Here is a 16657-nt window from a genome sequence, read left to right as displayed (position 1 = left end):
CGGCGTGTGGTAACACGCTCCCTGCGAAGAGTGCTATGTTCGTCGACCGATTCCGCCTGCTACTCACGGCTTGCCTTGCCTGCGTCCCCTTTGCCACCCACGCCGACGAGATCGGCGAGCGGCTTGATCGTAAAGGAGACGAGATTGTCGTCTGCGGGCAGTTGTTCCACACGACCGCGCCGGTGGTGCTGTGGATGGATCCGGGTGGATACGATGCGTACCGCGTCGAGCGTCGTTTCGCGGCACTCGAAGAAGCCGATTGGGAGATCACCAAGGAGCTGGTGAAGCTCGACACGCCGAACCGCTACAACCTGCGCAAGGACCCGCTGACGCCCGAGCAAATCGAGCGGGTGCGTGGCGGTGGGTGGGACCTGCCACTGCTGCAGGAAGTGGTCGACCAGTTCGTGATCCACTACGACGTCTGCGGCCGGGCGGAGACGTGCTTCAAGGTGCTGCACGACTCGCGCTGCCTGAGCGTTCACTTCATGCTCGATGTCGACGGCACCATCTACCAGACGCTTGACCTCAAAGAGCGAGCGTGGCACGCCACGATTTCGAACACGCGCTCCGTCGGCATCGAGATCGCCCACATCGGTGCGTACGGCTCGCCCGACGCCAAGCCACTGCAGAACTGGTATCGCAAGGACGATCAAGGCGTGGCGTACTTGAACCTGCTGAAGAACGTGCCGCAGGATCCGTTCGACGGCATGCTCGCCCGGCCGGAGATCGTCGAGGGAACGATCCAAGGCACAAAGCTCTACCAGTACGACTTCACGCCGCAGCAGTACGAGTCGCTGATCAAGCTCACCGCGACGCTGTCGAAGGTGCTGCCGAAGATCAAGCTGGAATATCCAACCGACGCCGACGGCAAGCTGATCCCGCAGGTGCTACCGCCGAAGGAGTGGGAAGAATTCCAAGGCGTGCTGGGGCATTATCACTTGCAGAAGAACAAAACCGATCCAGGTCCGGCATTTGACTGGGAAAAGGTGATCGGCGGAGCTCGGGAGTTGGTCGAGAAGCAGTAGGCAGCTCGTGCGAGCCGCGGCGTCCCCGCCCCCGGAAATGGATGCTTAGAAAATTGGAAGACTTTCAAGCGGGAGAGTTTCCGGGGCCGGGGACGGCCCGGCTCGCTGTTAAGGTTACTCGGATTCTGGCGATGTGGCTTCCGATTCGGGGGTTGGGAGTTCGAAGTTGGGGTATTCGTATTCGTGAGGCAACGGAAGCAGTTGTACGCTTTGTTGCCAGTACTGCGCTCGCGCATCGGAATTTGAATCGCGTGAGTAAGGCTGCGAGATATTTGGCACCTCGATCGTCGGATACGTTACTGCGAGGTCACGTAGCGATTCTTTTGACACGTATCTACTTGGATCGACTGCCAAATGCGTCTTGCTGGCATTTCCTTGGCCGATGCTCCAGATCATGGGGGGCACGTCCGTCGTGCGGGCGTATACCTCCCAAAGCGTGTCTCCCCAAGTGGCGAGTTCGTAATAGCGGGAGGCGTACTGGAAAGGCTGGCCCGAATAGGGATCTATTGTTACGGTAGCCAGTAGCTCCGGATCTATATATGGCACTAGTTCGTCCAGCGTCGCGGGATACTCCCCGTGCTGCAGATGATGGGCGATAAGTAAGAGACGAAGTTGTTCGAGTCGCTGCTGGGCTTGCTGAGAAAGCGTGTTGTCTATGTCATCGATTCCGCGACGGATGGGGGTCCATATCTCATCCGCGAGAAGACTAGAAGCCGCTGTTTTAGAGAGGGCGAGGCGTCCCGCAGTGTCAACTGGTGAGCGATAGCCAGCTTTAGTGACCATCAAGGCCTCGTGGGATAGCTGCGTGTTAGGGCTAATCTGACCGGCTTCGAACAAATATTTCAGTGTCTGCACAGCGAACACCCGTAAAGCCAATTTGGCGCGGCTACGTTCACCCGGGAATCGATTGAGAAGTAACGCCATCTCCGATAAAGTGGGCGGCGTGGCCAAACTGTTGGCGGCACTTCCACCATCCAGTATCGCGCGGGCATCCACGTAGTCGGCCACAACGTCGATCGTAATCGTCGGATACTTCTTGCTGACTTCCACTAGATCGGCTACCGCATCGCGAACCCGCTCAGGGGTTTGTCCCGGCGAGACGGCCCAGAGGGTGTGCAGGTCGCCATCAAACATTTGACTGATGTGGTCCGTTCCACGGTTCATCTGGACTTGGCGGGCCATTGCATCGGACTGGAGCTGACGCCTGAAGTTCTCAAGGGCGAGAATCCGCGTCCAAGCGAGGTCAAGACTGCCTTCCCGCATCGCTTTGTGAGCGCTATTGTCGAGAATCCAAGCAACGTCGCGAATCCACATCTCCGGCAGGCGGTTCTCGGCGACAGGTAGCTTGGTGAGTTCTATCAACGCGTCCACTTGTTGGGGCGTCGCTTTCCCGTAATCCAAACGTAGCGAGTTTCTCACCTCCTCATGCGTAGGCATCACGTAGCCGATATCTTCGCCTGCGGGCATACTTTCGCTGGCTACGCCTCGAATCTGATCCAACAGAGTCCGGTATCTGGCGGCCACCAGCACCGCGTCTCGCTGCTGCTGCTGTTCGAACTCAGCGACTAAGGTGTCGAATGCTTGATCCATCTGTCGCCGCGCAGAAGGCAGGTCAATCGCAGCGGTAGCGCCGAGGGCTTTCTGTTGCTGCATCGCCTCGCCGAGCGCAAGCTGATCCAGTGCCCACTCGATTTGCGAGTGGCGGATCATCGGAAGGCTGGCCACGACGACGAGCACAGGGGTAATCGCCGCGGCGGCCACTCGCGACCAACTCGCCCGGGTGCTGCGAGCGGCGAGCCAGTCGCCAATTCGGAGGTAGGTCGCGGCGAAAGCACCGAGCGCGATAGGCAGCAAGCACCACGTCGGAGGGAGACGCCAGAACCAGATCAACTGACAATACAGCATCACTCCGATCGACGCGAATAGGCTGAGGCCCGCGGCGAGGATTTCGCTCTTCAGAAGCAGCGAAGCAAGCTGGCCGAGGGCGAAGGCCAAGAATGTCGCGAAGATGGCCAGAGGGACGCCGCGATAGAAGAAGTCGCTCCAAAAAACTTGCATCTCGGCTTGCTGGAAACTATTCAATGAGCTGTAAGTAGTAGTTGGCCCGGGAAAGCCGTACATGCTTATGATTACCCAGGCAGCCAATGCGAGGATGGCAATCAGGAATAGGGAAAGATAGGTACCCCAGGTGAAAATACGAGCGAGCCAGACTAGTCTCGGCCGGCCGGCGTGTTCGGTGAGGAACTGGTGTTGGCCGCGGCGATGATCGGGGCGGAACACCAGCGCGCCACACAAGCCGGGGATGAAGAAGGTGCTCATCAACGCGGCGGGCGATGGCATCGCGCGTCCGTCTTGGCTCAACTCGATAAGTCCTTCCACGGCCCACATGAGCAGGAACCCAACCCCCACGACGCCCAGCATCACTTGCCACGACTCGCGCCAGGTCTGCCACACCAGTCGCCAGAAGATGCTCCGGCTGGTTGTCGGGCCTAGGGGCTGCAAGGTGGTGATGGCCGAGGCGGCCATCGAGCGTTGTAGCGCGGCGGGAATCACTTCCGTGAACTGCCACTGTCGACCGCGTCGCTGCGAGCGAGTGGATTCCGTGCGATTTACCCAGCGCCGGGCGAGCAACGTGGCGATCACTAGCCCCACGCCACACAAAAGCCAGCGGTAAAGAAGGGAGTCGGCGAACGCTTCGCCTCGGTAGCCTTCCTCATTTGCGAGGGCGATAGCAATCTGCGAACTGAACGAGGTCATCGCGCAGGCCAGCACGGCGGCCAGCAGCGGGCGGCGAACTAATAGCGACACCACGAGGCCCCAGACCGTGGCCTCGGCCAATAGCACCGTGCCGAGATTCAGGTAAAGAGGAAATCCGCCCTTCGAGGGGAAGCCCATGCCACCCAAAAGCCACGCCACCGCGGACATGCCGAGTGCGAATGTTAATGCGAGGAAGCAGACGGCGAGCAGCTTGCCCGCGAACAACGCTTGCCAGTAGCGGGGCAGGGTGAGGAGGAACGTATCGGTCTGTTCTTCGCGTTCAACGGAGAAGGCCGTGGTAGCGGCTCCGATCGCCACGAACGCTCCACCGCCAAACGCGCAAAACAGCAACATGAACGCCCGCGCTTCGTCGATATCTAAGGTCGGCTCGGAGTAGTGCAGATAAAGGCAAAACAACATAAACAGCGCGGCCAGCCCCGCTACGCCGAGCGCGAAGCCTCGCATTTTGCGAACTTCTTTCCAGGCGAAGCGATAGACCAGCGGCCAGAACGTGCTGGTGGTCGTCGGCAAACTCGCGATGGTCGACATGTGTCTCTCCCTAAGATCTCGATCGCCAGGAATTCTCGCGGACTACCACTGCTCGTGGCCTAGTAGTAACTCGTCGTCACGATTCGGTAGTCGGAACGGATCGGCGGTCGACACGGTTGGTGCGGCGTCGGGACCGATGCGGGCGACGAAGATCTCCTCGAGCGAGGGCGTGTGGCTATCGGCCGACACCACCCCCGAGGCCGCCATCAATTGAGCCATCGTTTCGTCGATGTCCGGCTTTGGATGACGAACCAAGAGTTGCCACTGCCGGCCGTGGCGAGTTCGCGAGATGAGCGTGCCCGGCATGGTGGGTGGTGCCGAGGCGTTGCCTTCCATTGTGACGGTCCACGACCTTGTGGTGGCCTTCAGGTCTTCGAGCTTCGCGAGTTCAAGCAGTTTTCCTTCGTGCATGATGGCCACCCAATCGGCGACACGCTCGACCTCGCCTATCTGATGACTGGAGAGCAGCACCGTGCGTCCTGTAGCGGCTTGGTCGACCATACTTTCGAGGAACTCGCGCCGCACCAGCGTGTCGAGACCCGAGGTCGGTTCGTCGAGCACCAGCAGCTTCGGGCGATGCGCGAGGCCCAATGATAAAACCACCTTCGCCCGCATGCCCTTCGACATGTGGGCGATTTTGCGGTCGGCGGGGACGCCAAACCCAGTGAGCAACTGCCGGTAGTTCTGCTCGAAGCCCTCGCCATAGAACCCCGCGGTGAACCAGCCTATCTCGGCCGCCGTCATCCAGTCGTACAGCGTGGGGCGCTCGGCAACGTAACCGACTTGGCGGCGAATCGTTTCGCCATCCTTCCGGCTCGATAGGCCGAGCACGCGGATCTCGCCTTCGTCGGGCTGGGTGAGCCCGAGCAGCATACGAATGAGGGTCGACTTGCCTGCGCCATTCTCGCCTAACAGCGCGAACACACAGCCAGCCGGCACGGCGAGCGACACGCCATCGACCGCCGTGTGCTGGCCGAATCGTTTGGTGACGCTTCGCAACTCGATGACGTTATTCATGCCGATCCTTTCAAGTTGGGCGATTGCTTTTCGAGCCTTGTGATTTCGGCGTCGACCATTCGGCGGATGGCGTCGGTGTCGAGGCCCGAGAGAAAAGCTTCTTCGAGCGCGAGGCCGATGCGATGCTGGAGAAGTTGTCGCCGCTGTGTCTGGCAGTCTCGCCGCGCCCCGCTTTTGACGGCGAGACCGATGCCAGACGCAAATTCCACCACGCCCTGTGACTGAAGGTCGCGATAAGCGCGGGCGACCGTGTTGGGATTGATCGCCAACTCGCGAGCCAGCTCGCGAACACTGGGGAGCAAGTCGCCCGGAGCCACCACGCCGTCGGCGATGGCGAACATCACTTGCCGGACGATCTGCTCGTAGACCGGCACGCCGTTTTGGCTGTCAACGCGAATGATCACTTGATAAGCTCCTGCCGGTGAACCACCGTACTAGTGCGATGGTACACCTATGGCCGGGAGGCGTCAAGCAGGAAGTTTGGAAAATGTTGGCGCGCAAACGTAGGGTGGGTGGTTCTGTCGGCGCCTGGAACCCATCCAGTTGCACGCCCACTGACGCCGACAGGTTCACCCACCTTTCACCGCTACGCAATACGGTGGGCAAACCTGCTGGCGAACAAGGCCTCTGAATTGGCAAACAACCAATCGCCAGCAGAACTACCCACCCTACGACCCCGCCCCGATACAAAAAAAGGAGCAGTAGCGCGAGTTGCTACTGCTCCTTCCGTAATATCAACTTTTCAATCGCAGACTACCAAATGATCTGCTTGGTGCCGGGGCGCGTGCGAACCACGGTGCCGCCGAGGATCGGGCGGTGGCGAGTGTAAACGCGGGGCGGCGTCTTCACAACCATTGGCGCCCGCATGGGCTGCGGAGTGACCCAAACCGGTTGAGGCTGAACCCAAACGGGCTGCGGCGCTACGACCACGGGACGATAAACGCGAGTCGCCCACTGGGCGTCGGCACTGCCGGCCCATGCGCAGCTCACAACGGTAGCCACAATGAATGCACCAAGAATCCTCATGTTACAAACTCCGTTACTTTTGATTTCGTAGGAAACGATCTTAGCCTTCCGAAAGCCTAGCATATTCTACCGCGCCGGTTCCGAGGCCAGACAGGGCCCGGCGAACCGCCTACCGCACCGGGCCAACGCTCTGATACAATCGCCCCGCCGAGCCGCGAGTGCAAGCATCGCCGGTGGCTCGGCAAACGCAGGCGAAACCGCGACCCGGAGCGTAGCAGACGTTGAAAGGACTGGCCCCCACCGAACTTGGCGTCATGCTGCTATCGCTGGCGCTGCTCATCGGGGTAGCTCGCGCGCTCGGCGAGCTTGCGCGCCGCTTCCGGCAACCAGCAATTCTGGGCGAGCTTCTTGCCGGCGTCCTCTTGGGACCGACGCTCTTCGGGTACTTCGCGCCTGAGTTGCAGGGCTTCTTGTTTCCTCAGGAGGGGCCCAACGCGGTGGTGCTCGATGGCATTGCCTCGCTCGCCATCGTGCTGTTCTTGCTCGTCGCCGGCATGGAAGTCGACCTGTCGATTGTCTGGAAACAAGGCTTCGCGGCGCTCAAAGTTGGCGTTCTGGGAACGATCATTCCTTTCGTCATTGGCGTAGCGTGCGCGTACTTGATGCCGCAAGCGATGGGCCGCCAGACCGACGCCGACCCGCTGGTGTTCGCACTATTTGTCGGTACGGCGATCGCGATCTCGGCGCTACCGGTCATCGCCAAGACGCTCATGGACCTCGATCTCTACCGTACCGACTTCGGCATGGTGGTCGTCAGCGCGGCGATCTTCAACGACCTAGTGGGCTGGACCATCTTCGCCATCATCCTGGGCATGATGGGGACCCACAGCGCTGGGATAGGCATCGGGACTACGTTGATCCTTACCATCGCCTTCGCGATCTTCGTGCTTACCATTGGCCGCATGGCGATGCATCGCTGCTTGCCGTTCCTGCAAGCTTACACGCACTATCCGGGCGGCGTGCTTGGTTTCGCCGTAACGATGGGCCTGCTCGGCGCGGCGTTCACCGAGTTCGCCGGCATCCACGCGATCTTCGGGGCGTTTCTGGTTGGCGTTGCGCTCGGCGATTCGTCGCACCTCTCCGAGCGAACCCGCGTGATGATCGACGAGTTCGTTTCGTTCATCTTCGCGCCGCTGTTCTTCGCGAGCATTGGCCTTAAGGTGAACTTCGTCACTCACTTCGATCTGCCACTAGTGCTGATGGTGCTGCTAGTGGCGACCGTGGGCAAACTGTTCGGCGCGGTGCTAGGTGCTCGCTGGGGTGGTTTCCCAACGCGGGAACGCTGGGCGATTGGGTTTGCGATGAACGCCCGTGGTGCGATGGAGATCATCCTTGGCACGCTTGCGCTCGAAGCGGGCATCATTCGCCAACGCCTGTTCGTCGCGCTGGTGATCATGGCGATCGTCACGTCGGCCGTAGGTGGACCTTTGATTCGACGCGTGCTGAGCCGCCGGCAATCACAAAGGTTGATGCCTCTGCTGTCGGCGAAGACCTATTTGCCCAATTTGATTGCCGAAACACGCTGGGATGCCATCTGCGAGCTGGCCCGTGTGGCTGCGGACCAAGCCGGCCTAAGCGCCGAGACAATTATCGAACTCGCGTGGGAACGCGAACAACTCGCCGCCACCGGCATTGGCCATGGCGTGGCAATTCCCCATGCAAGGCTTGCGGAGCTTAAGGCCCCGGTGGTCGTCATGGGGGTCTCGGAAGCTGGCATTTCGTTCGACGCCCCCGATGGCCAGCCAGCTCATGTCATCCTGTTACTCGTCACTCCCAGTGAAGAGCCGACCATCCAACTCGAGCTGTCTGCCGACATCGCTAACATGTTCCGCGACCCTCAGTGCCTCGAACGAATTCAGAGGGCGTCGAACTACACGCAACTCATGGCGGCGCTCAAGGCCGCGGCGGCGTCAAAGCAGGAGTAGGGTCGAAAAAAGTGTGTGGCCCCATATGCTAGTGGCGACTATATTCCTTGCTGGCCGATGACGTCCACGGAGGTGGCTGCGTGAGATTCTCTCTTCTGAAACTGCTCGTCCTAACCACCGCGGTCGCCGTGTATGCTGCCGCCGTTTTTGCACTGCCCTGGGGAATTGGTTTGCTGGTGCTTGCGAGCGTGCTATTGATCACGCCGGCTCTATTCGTCGGCGGAGTTCTTTACTCACGTGGTTGTTGGAGGCCGTTTTGGATTGGCTGCGGAGCAAGTGGTATCGGACCCACCATTATCGGCTATCTATTGCTCACGGCTGTTCTCTTCGACATCAGCTGGAGCGATCTCTTTGACCAGGGTGATGGCGACCAGCGTCTCTTTCTCGGTGTGCTGGCTTTTTGCCAGCTTTCGCCGATTGCTGGCGGCCTTGTTGCTTTAACTATGCACCGCATCCATGAGCGTTCGCGCTCGATCATGCCGCCGTCAACCAATGCCGATTGAAGATCCAGCGAGGAGAGCACTCCCGCGACTAGAAAGCGACCTGCTACTGCAAAACCGGTAGCCCCACGTTCAAGCTCCCCGACCGGAAGCCGGCGAGATCAAGCGTCACGTAGCGGAACCCTAATTGAGTAAACTCCTGAGTAAGCCACTCCAGAACGGCGGGCTCAGTGACTACAGGCAGGACGTCTAAGGGTACCTCGATGCGAGCCAAGTCGCCTGCGTGATGGCGGACGCGGCATTCGCGAATGCCGAGGCTCCGCAACAATTGCTCAGCCAAGTCGACGCGCTTTAGACGTTCGGGCGTCACCTGCTCGCCATAAGCGATGCGACTTGCGAGGCACGGTGCCGCGGGCTTGTCCCACACTTCCAGTTGCCAGTGCTCGGCCAATCGCCGTACGGCCACCTTATCAAACTTGCACTCCGCCAGAGGGCTCCGTACGCGGGCATTGTCCGCAGCCACGAGGCCTGGACGGTAGTCGCCAAGGTCGTCGACGATCGTGCCATTGGCGATGGTTGCGAAACCTTCGTTCGCGGCGTAACGAGCCAGTACGCGGTAAAGTTCTGACTTGCAGTGGAAGCAGCGGTCGGGGGCGTTCGCTACGTACTCGGCGACTTCGATCTCGCTGGTCGATAGTTCGACGTGCCTTACACCAATGTCCGCCGCCACGCGTCGGGCAATATCGAGTTCGCTATCCGGAATGGCCGCCCCTACGCCCGTTGCAGCAACGGCTCGATCGCCGAGCGCGAGATGGGCGGCCTTCGCCACCACCGCGCTATCCACGCCACCAGAATACGCTACCACGCAGCTTTCGAACTGGGCGACGCACGCCACGAGTTCGTCGGCTAGGCAGGAGGTGGTCAGCGTCGACTTCACGGCAGGGGTTCCGAAGGGCACCATAGTTTTGCGCAATCTCAGCATACCAGAACGAAAGGCCACGATGAATCCGAATAGCTGCCTGAAGTTCCGGGAACTTGGCATTCCCGCGAACACGTGTCGCTATGGCAACTGCGGCGGCTGAGGATTCTCCAGCCGGCGAAGCTGGTCACGCAGCTCAGCGGCCAGTTCGTAACGTTCCTCGGCGATTGCCTCGGCAAGCTGCTCGCGGAGCTGCTCTACGGGGTCGGGCGCCCCCTCATCGTCGGCGGTCGAATCCCCACTTTGCGTCATCAGGTCCTTCCGCCATCGGCGGAGGAATTGAAGCTCGCCCAGTCGGTCGGATTGCTCTTCTTGCCCGTACTCGGCGAGGAAATCCTCGAGCTGCTGGATGCCACTATCGATCACCCCAATCGCGGCTTCCATTTCCTCGAGTTCTACGAGTGGCGTTGCCACGGCGCGGGTGTGCATCATCGTGACGTAGGGACGCCACTGATCGAATTGCAACTTGTCACGGTCGTGACGGGCGTGATTGCGGACGAAACGAAATAGCTCCAAGTTCCGCGTAGTGTCGCGAGCACAAAGCTCGTAGCGACTTAAATGCCAGAAGCTCAGGTAGCGGTGGTAGTACTGCATTCCCTCGCGCAGCAGTTCGATGCAATCTTCGGGATCGAGTAAGTAGCGGGCCGCGTCGGGGTTGGCGGCGTCGTGTTGGGCTTGCCGCCGCTGGTGGTATTCGAGCCAGGACTCGCAGTCGTGAATCCGCCGGCCATCAGGCCGGCCGTCGACGTGCATTTGGAGCAATCCAAGGTCGAGCCGCAGCTGAATTCGCTCACTGCCGTCCTCCGTGCGAATGCTTCGCACCGTCACTTCGTCGGGACGAAAATCCCAGTCACCAAGAATTGGATCGATATCGGGCGACACGGCTTTTCCAAAGGAGATTCTCGACAAACTGCTCAAACCGCGTCGGTATATAGACACCGAGCGACATCCAATTATAGCGCACCAAGCCGTGTTGTGCCAAAGGGCATAGGTAGTGGGCTAGAGCTCGCGCACCACGATATCGCGGTACTGAACGCGACTGCCCACGTGATTCTGAAGCATGAACTTCCCACGCTCGGGCTGACCAAAGTAGGGGTGCAGCCGAGCAAATTTGCTGTCCTTCACACGCGCGTGCCAGTCGTCGGTCAGCAGATCGTATTCGAGGATCCGAGTTCCATTGAGCCAATGTTCGACGTGATTATCCTTGACGACGATTCGTGTGTGGTTCCATTGGCTATGCGGGCGAGTTGGCTTGCAAGCGAGCGGACCGTAGAGATCGACGCTGGAGCCGGTCGATTCGTTCGCGCATGGGTCGAGGTCTCGCGTTACGTCGTCTACCAACTGATACTCGGGCCCCAACCAAATGTACTTGTAGTCGGCGACACGGTAGAAAATGCCCCCGTTGCCCTTACGAGGCAGCCGCCACTCGGCCTGGAAATCGAAATCGCCGAAATCCTTATTCGTGAAGGCGTCTTCTCCCCACCCGGTGACCGCCAGCGTGCCATCCACAACCGCCCAACCTTTCGGCGCGGCGCCATCTTCGTTGGTCCACCCTTCGAGCGACTTGCCATCGAACAACGATGTCCGCGCCGGAACCTGCTCGCCGAGAAGCTCGGCCACTTTCTCCTCGATTGCGTCGGCCCAGCGCTGGTAGCCCGAGGGGCTGAGGTGCAGGAAGTCGGGCATGATCTTCTTGCTCAGCGTACCGTCTTTTTCAAGAAACACGTGGCCGATGTCGAGGTAGTGGACGTTCTGCCAATCGGCGAGTTCGCTAATGGCCTTATTGGTTTCGGCAATCGTGGCCCGGTGAGGATCGTCAGCCGCCTGCCCGCGGGGAAATACTCCCAGCAGCAGGATCTTCGTCTCGGGGGTTGCCTCGCGAATCGATTCGACAACCCCAGTGACCCCTTCGATGGTATCGGCGGGTGAGAATCGGCCCTTGCTTAAGTTATTAGTACCAATCATCACCACCGCTAGCTTCGGCGATTGCCCCTCCAAGTTGCCATTCTCGATGCGGTAGACGACGTGCTGGGTCTGGTCGCCGCCGATGCCGAGGTTGCCGGCGTTCCGCGGGGCGTATCGCTCTTTCCACACATTCTTGCCAGCCCCACCCCAACCGGCGGTAATCGAGTCGCCAATGAACACCAGGTCCCATTTTTTCTCCTGGGCCTGCTTGTTGATCGACTCGTGCCGCTTTAGCCAATTGGCATCTCGCGGAGCCGGCTTGGTAGTGGCATCGGAGGCCCCACTTGGGAGAGTTAGTGTACAAACGAGAAACAAGAGAACCGAACGCAGGGTGGCGGCGTAAAAAGCGGGCATTTCAGTGCTCCGGCGGGGGAGGGCAGGGGGTAAAGTCGGCCTATTTTAACACCTCTCAGAGCCGAAATGCGAGCATTGGAGGGGGGAAAAGGGGGAGGAAAAACTTGCAAAAAAGTACTTGCATTTGTTTGTGAACATCAATATAGTTGCCTTGCGTACAGTGATTCGGGCGGCGGAGACCGCTAGCCACCCGCTTGCATACAAACCTAGCTTTAATAGATAAAATGGGAGCTTAAACATGGTCGCCACCGCAACCCCGAATAACCGCATGGCCAAGAAATCGCAATCGAAGAAGTCGACTAAAGAAGCCGCCGATAAATCCGCTAAGAGCCCGCGCCTCGCGATGCTCGAGAACAGCCCCGAGCTCAAGAATACGGTGCTGGCGATCGAGAAGCAGTTTGGCGACGGTGCCATTATGCCCCTCGGCAGTGAGGCCGATCGCCGGATCGAAGGCATTACCACAGGTAGCCTGTCGGTCGACATGGCCTTGGGTGGCCAGGGTATCCCGCGTGGCCGCATCATCGAGGTGTTCGGCCCCGAGTCGAGCGGTAAGACCACACTGGCCCTGCACGTGATAGCAAGCGCTCAGAAGAACGGCGGCATCGCGGCGTTCATCGACGCCGAGCACGCGCTGGACCCAAGTTGGGCCAAGAAGCTCGGCGTGGACCTCGAAACCCTGCTGGTCAGCCAGCCGGGCCACGGCGAAGAAGCCATGCACATCACCGAGATGCTGGTGAAGAGCAACGCGGTGGACGTGATCGTGGTCGACTCGGTCGCCGCTCTGGTTCCTAAAAAGGAACTCGATGGCGAAATCGGCGATTCACACGTCGGTCTGCAAGCCCGGCTCATGAGCCAGACGATGCGCAAGCTGACCGCCGCCATCGCCAAGTCGAAGACCTCGGTGATCTTTATCAATCAGATCCGCGAGAAAATCGGCGTGATGTTCGGCAGCCCCGAAACCACCCCCGGTGGTCGCGCCCTGAAGTTCTACTCGTCCTGCCGTATCGACGTCCGCAAGATCGGGCAGCTCAAAGATGGCGAAGACGTAGTGGGCCAGCGCGTCCGCGTGAAGATCGTGAAGAATAAGGTCGCTCCGCCGTTCCGCGTGGCAGAATTCGACATGATGCACAAGGACGGCATTAGCTACGAAGGCGATATCCTCGACCTGGGCATCGAGCAGAAGGTCGTCGGCCGCACCGGTGCTTGGTTCCGCTATGGCGACATGCAGCTGGGACAAGGCAAGGAGAAGGCCCGCATGTACCTGAAGGAGAATCCCGAGATCACCGAGGAGATCAAGGAGAAGATCCTGGCGGCGGGTGGTTTCGACGATCTGCTGGCTGCGAAGGGTGGTGGCGGCGAATCGGTCGAAGAAGAGTACTCGGAAGACGAACTCTAATCCTCAATGTGGATGGAGCGGCGATTGACTGCACGGCGTAAGAGTTCCCTGGCACTGGTGCTGCTCGCCCTGGCGAGCGGGGTGGCTATTGCATTTCCGAGCCGAGTGCGCGGGCAGGATACCCCGGTGCCGCCGGCGGCCTTGGCCGCACTCGGCGAGTACCAGCAAGCGCTAGCGGACCTTATCGCAAAGGTGGAACCAAGCGTCGTCGCCATTAGCCGGGCACCCGGCGGTGGCGGCGACCAGGCTCAAGCCTTTCCGGCGTTCGAATCGAACTTTGGCGCGTTCGCCCCGACTTCACGCGACCCCTTCGAGCCATGTGGCGCGGGGGTGGTCATTGAGGAAAAGGGACTGATTCTAACGCAGTACCTCAACGTCCGGCGGGGAAGCCTGCATCGCATCACCACCAGCGATGGCCGTCAGCTCGATGCCACGGTGAAGGCCGCCGATCCGCGAAGTGGGCTGGCGGTTTTGGAGGTAAAAACCACCGGCATCCCCGCGTTGGAGATCGGCGACGCCGATCAACTGCGAAAGGGTTTCTTCGTTTTGACCGTTGGCAACCCGCAGGCGATCCTTGCCAGCGGCCAAGCATCCGCCAGTTGGGGCACCGTGTCCAATATCGGCCAGCGTGCGACGCCCACCACCAATCTGAACAACACCAACGACGAGCAAGGGCTTGGCTACGCGACCACGCTGCATCACCTCGGGACCCTTATACAGGTCGATGCCAAGCTCAACTGGGGCACGGGCGGCGGGGCGGTGGTTGATCTCTCGGGCAAGCTCGTAGGCATTACCACCGTGGCGGGGACGCTCCCCGGTCACGAATCGCCAGCCGGCTACGCCATCCCGATGACTTCAACTTTTCGCCGGATTGTGGACGATTTGAAGGCAGGCCGCGAAGTGGAGTACGGCCTGTTGGGATTGTCGCTTATCGGTCCCGAGCGCCAGACCGACGGCATCGCTGGCGCCGTAGTCGGGCGCGTCGTGCCTGGTAGCGCCGCGGCAAAGGCCGGCATTCAGCCCGACGATCGCCTGGTGGAGGTCGAGGGCAAGGAGATTGCCACCGTCGCCGACTTGCAACTTCACGTCAGCAGCTTGCCTCCTGGCAAGCCGGTGAACGTGCGGCTGTATCGCAACGGTCAGGAGATGCAAGTGCCAGTCTCGCTCTCAAAGTACTACGTTCCTGGCGACAAGATTTACACAACGGGCCTGCGAAACTGGCGTGGCTTGCAGGTCGACTACTCAACAGCTGCGCCGCTTACCTCGATTGATCAGGCTGCCATGCAGAATCTGGTCGACCCCCAAGGATGCGTTGCCGTGATCGAAGTGGAGCCCGGAAGTGCGGCCGATTCGGCAGGCATCAAGCCGGGCATGTTCATCAGTCACGTTGGAGAGAAGCGAGTCGCATCGCCCGACGAATTTTACGAGGCGGTCGCGGAGGCGGACGATACCGTGAATCTCAGATTTACGGGCACCGAAGCGGCGCAAGACACTGCCGTACCCCAGGCGCCGGCTGAGTAAATATCTACCGCCGAAGTGCGACCGCCCGAACCCCGGCGAGAGCGAGAATCGCTAGGACCAGGGTCGAAGGTTCTGGAACCACTTCCGACGAAGTGAAGAGGGGCGCCACAACTTCGGGACCTAGCGCGACCGCGCCGAGGTTGTCCCGCCAAACGCTGTAATCGGCCAAGTTGACCACTCCATCGGCGTTCCCATCGGCGAGCAGGGCGTCGCCCGACTGTCCGAACGATGTTTTCCAAAGCGAGTAGTCGTCGCCATCGACGATGCCATTCTCGTCATAATCGCCTGGCTGAATGTAGCTGACGGCGATACTCGTTGACGGTGCGTTGTTGTCCGACGCGAAGACTTCAATGCTACGTGGCGTGCTGGGGTTCCAGATCGTGCCCAATAGCAGTCGTTCACCCGGCGAAAGGACTGCTCCCAGGCCAGTCACGGTGCCTTCCACTAGCTGGTCCGACGTGGGCGGCAGTTCGTCCATTACGGGGGTGGGAGTGATAATCAGCCACGAGCCCGTGGGATCGACCGAGCCATCCCCCGTTATCGACGCATCAGTCAGGCCGGCGATGTGCAGCCACTGGTCGGAAAGTAGATCGCTGGTGGGGAAATGAATCTGGTAGGCGACCAGCGTGTAGTCCACCTCTCCAAGATTTGTTAGCCGCATTTCCCCGGTCGAGAGTCGCACCGTCGCCGCCAATTCGGCACGCGTAGGCAGAGCGAGCGCAACACTGGCGATCACCACCGCTAGTACGGGTGCGAAATGGGGTAAAGGCATGACAATATCAGGGCGAGACGGCTGTTCCGGACAAGACGGTGGGCGCGACCGGTGGGGGCCGGGACCTGCGTCCATTATACCCGCGACCCGCGCCACGGACGAAGAAATTGCAGCTATTGGCGGATCCATTGAGCCAGTTTTGCCGGTTTTGCGGGTGTCAAACGCTCGCCGCTGGTCTTCAAGCGGACCTTGGCGATCCGGATCGCGGTTTACCGCGCGGGTCGACCTGCCAGCGCTCGCCTGTGGTCGTGTCCAGCGCGGTAAGCCACTTGCCGCCGCAGCAGAAGGTGTCGATGCACACCAAGTAGCCAGCGTCCAGCACCTCGCCATCCTTCTGCGAAGTGTGGCCCACGATAGCCGTTTTGCCGCTTTGGTGGGCCGCTGGAAGGGCGTGGCGGAGGGACTGCCAGCGCTGGTAGCCCCATTCTTGGTCGTCCAGTGGCGCGGCCGGGTCGTAGCTGCCGTGGGCGAAGAAGTGGCTCTCCGTTTCATGACAATCGCCCCACGTTCGCAGGTACAGCAGGTGCTCGTGAGGCAGTTCGGCGGCCGTTTTCACGCCGTACGAGGCGAGCGTTTCCTGCCCGCCGCATAGCAGCCAACTGCTAGCCGTCGACGGGCGGTCGACCGCTGCCAGCAACATCTCCTCGTGGTTGCCGAGAATCGGGACGATGTTGGTCCGGTCGGCCCAACTCAACATAGTTTCGATCGCTTCGCGACTTTGCGGTCCTCGATCGACGATGTCGCCAAGCACCACCACCGTGTCGTCGGGACTGGGGGCAATCCGCTCCAGGATCGAGGCAAAAGCTTCGGCGCAACCATGAATGTCGCCGATGGCAATGACTCGCTGAGACATACGGGTGGGCAGTTAGGGGCAGAGTTGACCTTTCGCATTGTTCCGCATGACCGGCTGGGGATCAACGCCCCGCCCGGG

The 16657-nt window shown here is 60.4% G+C and carries 14 protein-coding genes; 5 read left to right on the top strand and 9 right to left on the bottom strand.

Annotation, left to right across the window (positions count from 1 at the left end; all coding sequences use genetic code 11):
• Window positions 1-35 precede the first annotated feature (35 nt).
• Window positions 36-1025 (top strand): N-acetylmuramoyl-L-alanine amidase, encoded by a 990-nt coding sequence (locus tag SH292x_RS12115; protein WP_442481259.1) that lies wholly within the window; start codon window positions 36-38, stop codon window positions 1023-1025.
• A 114-nt stretch (window positions 1026-1139) separates the two neighbouring features.
• Here SH292x_RS12115 and SH292x_RS12110 read toward each other — a convergent pair whose 3' ends face one another.
• From SH292x_RS12110 to SH292x_RS12095, 4 genes are all read right to left on the bottom strand, one after another.
• Window positions 1140-4331: an ABC transporter permease gene (locus SH292x_RS12110; protein ID WP_442481258.1), complete on the bottom strand. Its 3192-nt coding sequence runs from the start codon at window positions 4329-4331 to the stop codon at window positions 1140-1142.
• A 42-nt stretch (window positions 4332-4373) separates the two neighbouring features.
• Window positions 4374-5348, bottom strand: a complete 975-nt coding sequence (locus tag SH292x_RS12105) for an ABC transporter ATP-binding protein (protein ID WP_442481257.1) — start codon at window positions 5346-5348, stop codon at window positions 4374-4376.
• A complete protein-coding gene (locus SH292x_RS12100; RefSeq protein ID WP_442481256.1) occupies window positions 5345-5752 on the bottom strand; it encodes a GntR family transcriptional regulator in 408 nt (135 codons plus the stop codon). Before SH292x_RS12100 ends, SH292x_RS12105 begins: the two co-directional genes overlap by 4 nt.
• 349 nt (window positions 5753-6101) lie before the next feature.
• Window positions 6102-6374 carry a hypothetical protein gene (locus SH292x_RS12095; protein ID WP_442481255.1) on the bottom strand — a complete coding sequence of 91 codons (273 nt, stop codon included), beginning with the start codon at window positions 6372-6374 and terminating at the stop codon, window positions 6102-6104.
• 221 nt (window positions 6375-6595) lie between these two features.
• Here SH292x_RS12095 and SH292x_RS12090 point away from each other — a divergent pair, with 221 nt between their 5' ends.
• Window positions 6596-8299, top strand: coding sequence for a cation:proton antiporter domain-containing protein (locus SH292x_RS12090; protein WP_442481254.1), 1704 nt, complete (start codon window positions 6596-6598; stop codon window positions 8297-8299).
• An 80-nt stretch (window positions 8300-8379) separates the two neighbouring features.
• Complete coding sequence (locus SH292x_RS12085) at window positions 8380-8802, top strand: hypothetical protein (RefSeq protein WP_442481253.1); 423 nt, start codon at window positions 8380-8382, stop codon at window positions 8800-8802.
• Window positions 8803-8845: 43 nt separating this feature from the next.
• Here the strand turns inward: SH292x_RS12085 and larE are convergent, their stop codons facing one another.
• The 3 genes from larE to SH292x_RS12070 all read right to left on the bottom strand — a co-directional run bounded on the left by larE (window position 8846) and on the right by SH292x_RS12070 (window position 12037).
• Complete coding sequence (larE, locus tag SH292x_RS12080; RefSeq protein ID WP_442481252.1) at window positions 8846-9676, bottom strand: ATP-dependent sacrificial sulfur transferase LarE; 831 nt, start codon at window positions 9674-9676, stop codon at window positions 8846-8848.
• A gap of 123 nt (window positions 9677-9799) precedes the next feature.
• The gene (locus tag SH292x_RS12075; RefSeq protein ID WP_442481251.1) at window positions 9800-10600 is read right to left on the bottom strand and encodes a UvrB/UvrC motif-containing protein; all 801 of its coding nucleotides are present in this window, start codon (window positions 10598-10600) and stop codon (window positions 9800-9802) included.
• Between the two features lie 117 nt (window positions 10601-10717).
• Window positions 10718-12037, bottom strand: a complete 1320-nt coding sequence (locus SH292x_RS12070) for a family 16 glycoside hydrolase (protein WP_442481250.1) — start codon at window positions 12035-12037, stop codon at window positions 10718-10720.
• A gap of 268 nt (window positions 12038-12305) precedes the next feature.
• On the opposite strand from SH292x_RS12070, the gene recA reads away from it, so the two are divergent.
• On the top strand, window positions 12306-13433 hold the full coding sequence (recA, locus tag SH292x_RS12065) for a recombinase RecA (RefSeq protein WP_442481249.1): 1128 nt from the start codon (window positions 12306-12308) through the stop codon (window positions 13431-13433).
• A gap of 24 nt (window positions 13434-13457) precedes the next feature.
• The gene (locus SH292x_RS12060; protein ID WP_442481248.1) at window positions 13458-14954 is read left to right on the top strand and encodes a trypsin-like peptidase domain-containing protein; all 1497 of its coding nucleotides are present in this window, start codon (window positions 13458-13460) and stop codon (window positions 14952-14954) included.
• A 4-nt stretch (window positions 14955-14958) separates the two neighbouring features.
• Here SH292x_RS12060 and SH292x_RS12055 read toward each other — a convergent pair whose 3' ends face one another.
• Both SH292x_RS12055 and SH292x_RS12050 read right to left on the bottom strand, forming a co-directional pair.
• Entirely contained in the window at window positions 14959-15726 is a 768-nt protein-coding gene (locus SH292x_RS12055; RefSeq protein ID WP_442481247.1) for a PEP-CTERM sorting domain-containing protein, read from the bottom strand.
• A gap of 178 nt (window positions 15727-15904) precedes the next feature.
• Window positions 15905-16579 carry a metallophosphoesterase family protein gene (locus SH292x_RS12050; RefSeq protein WP_442481246.1) on the bottom strand — a complete coding sequence of 225 codons (675 nt, stop codon included), beginning with the start codon at window positions 16577-16579 and terminating at the stop codon, window positions 15905-15907.
• Window positions 16580-16657: the final 78 nt, after the last annotated feature.

This window comes from Aeoliella fuhlenseeensis, from assembly GCF_052161615.1.
In the GTDB taxonomy this organism is placed as follows: domain Bacteria; phylum Planctomycetota; class Planctomycetia; order Pirellulales; family Lacipirellulaceae; genus Aeoliella.
Note: the sequence above shows the minus strand (reverse complement) of the source record. Positions and strands in the feature narration are given on the sequence as shown.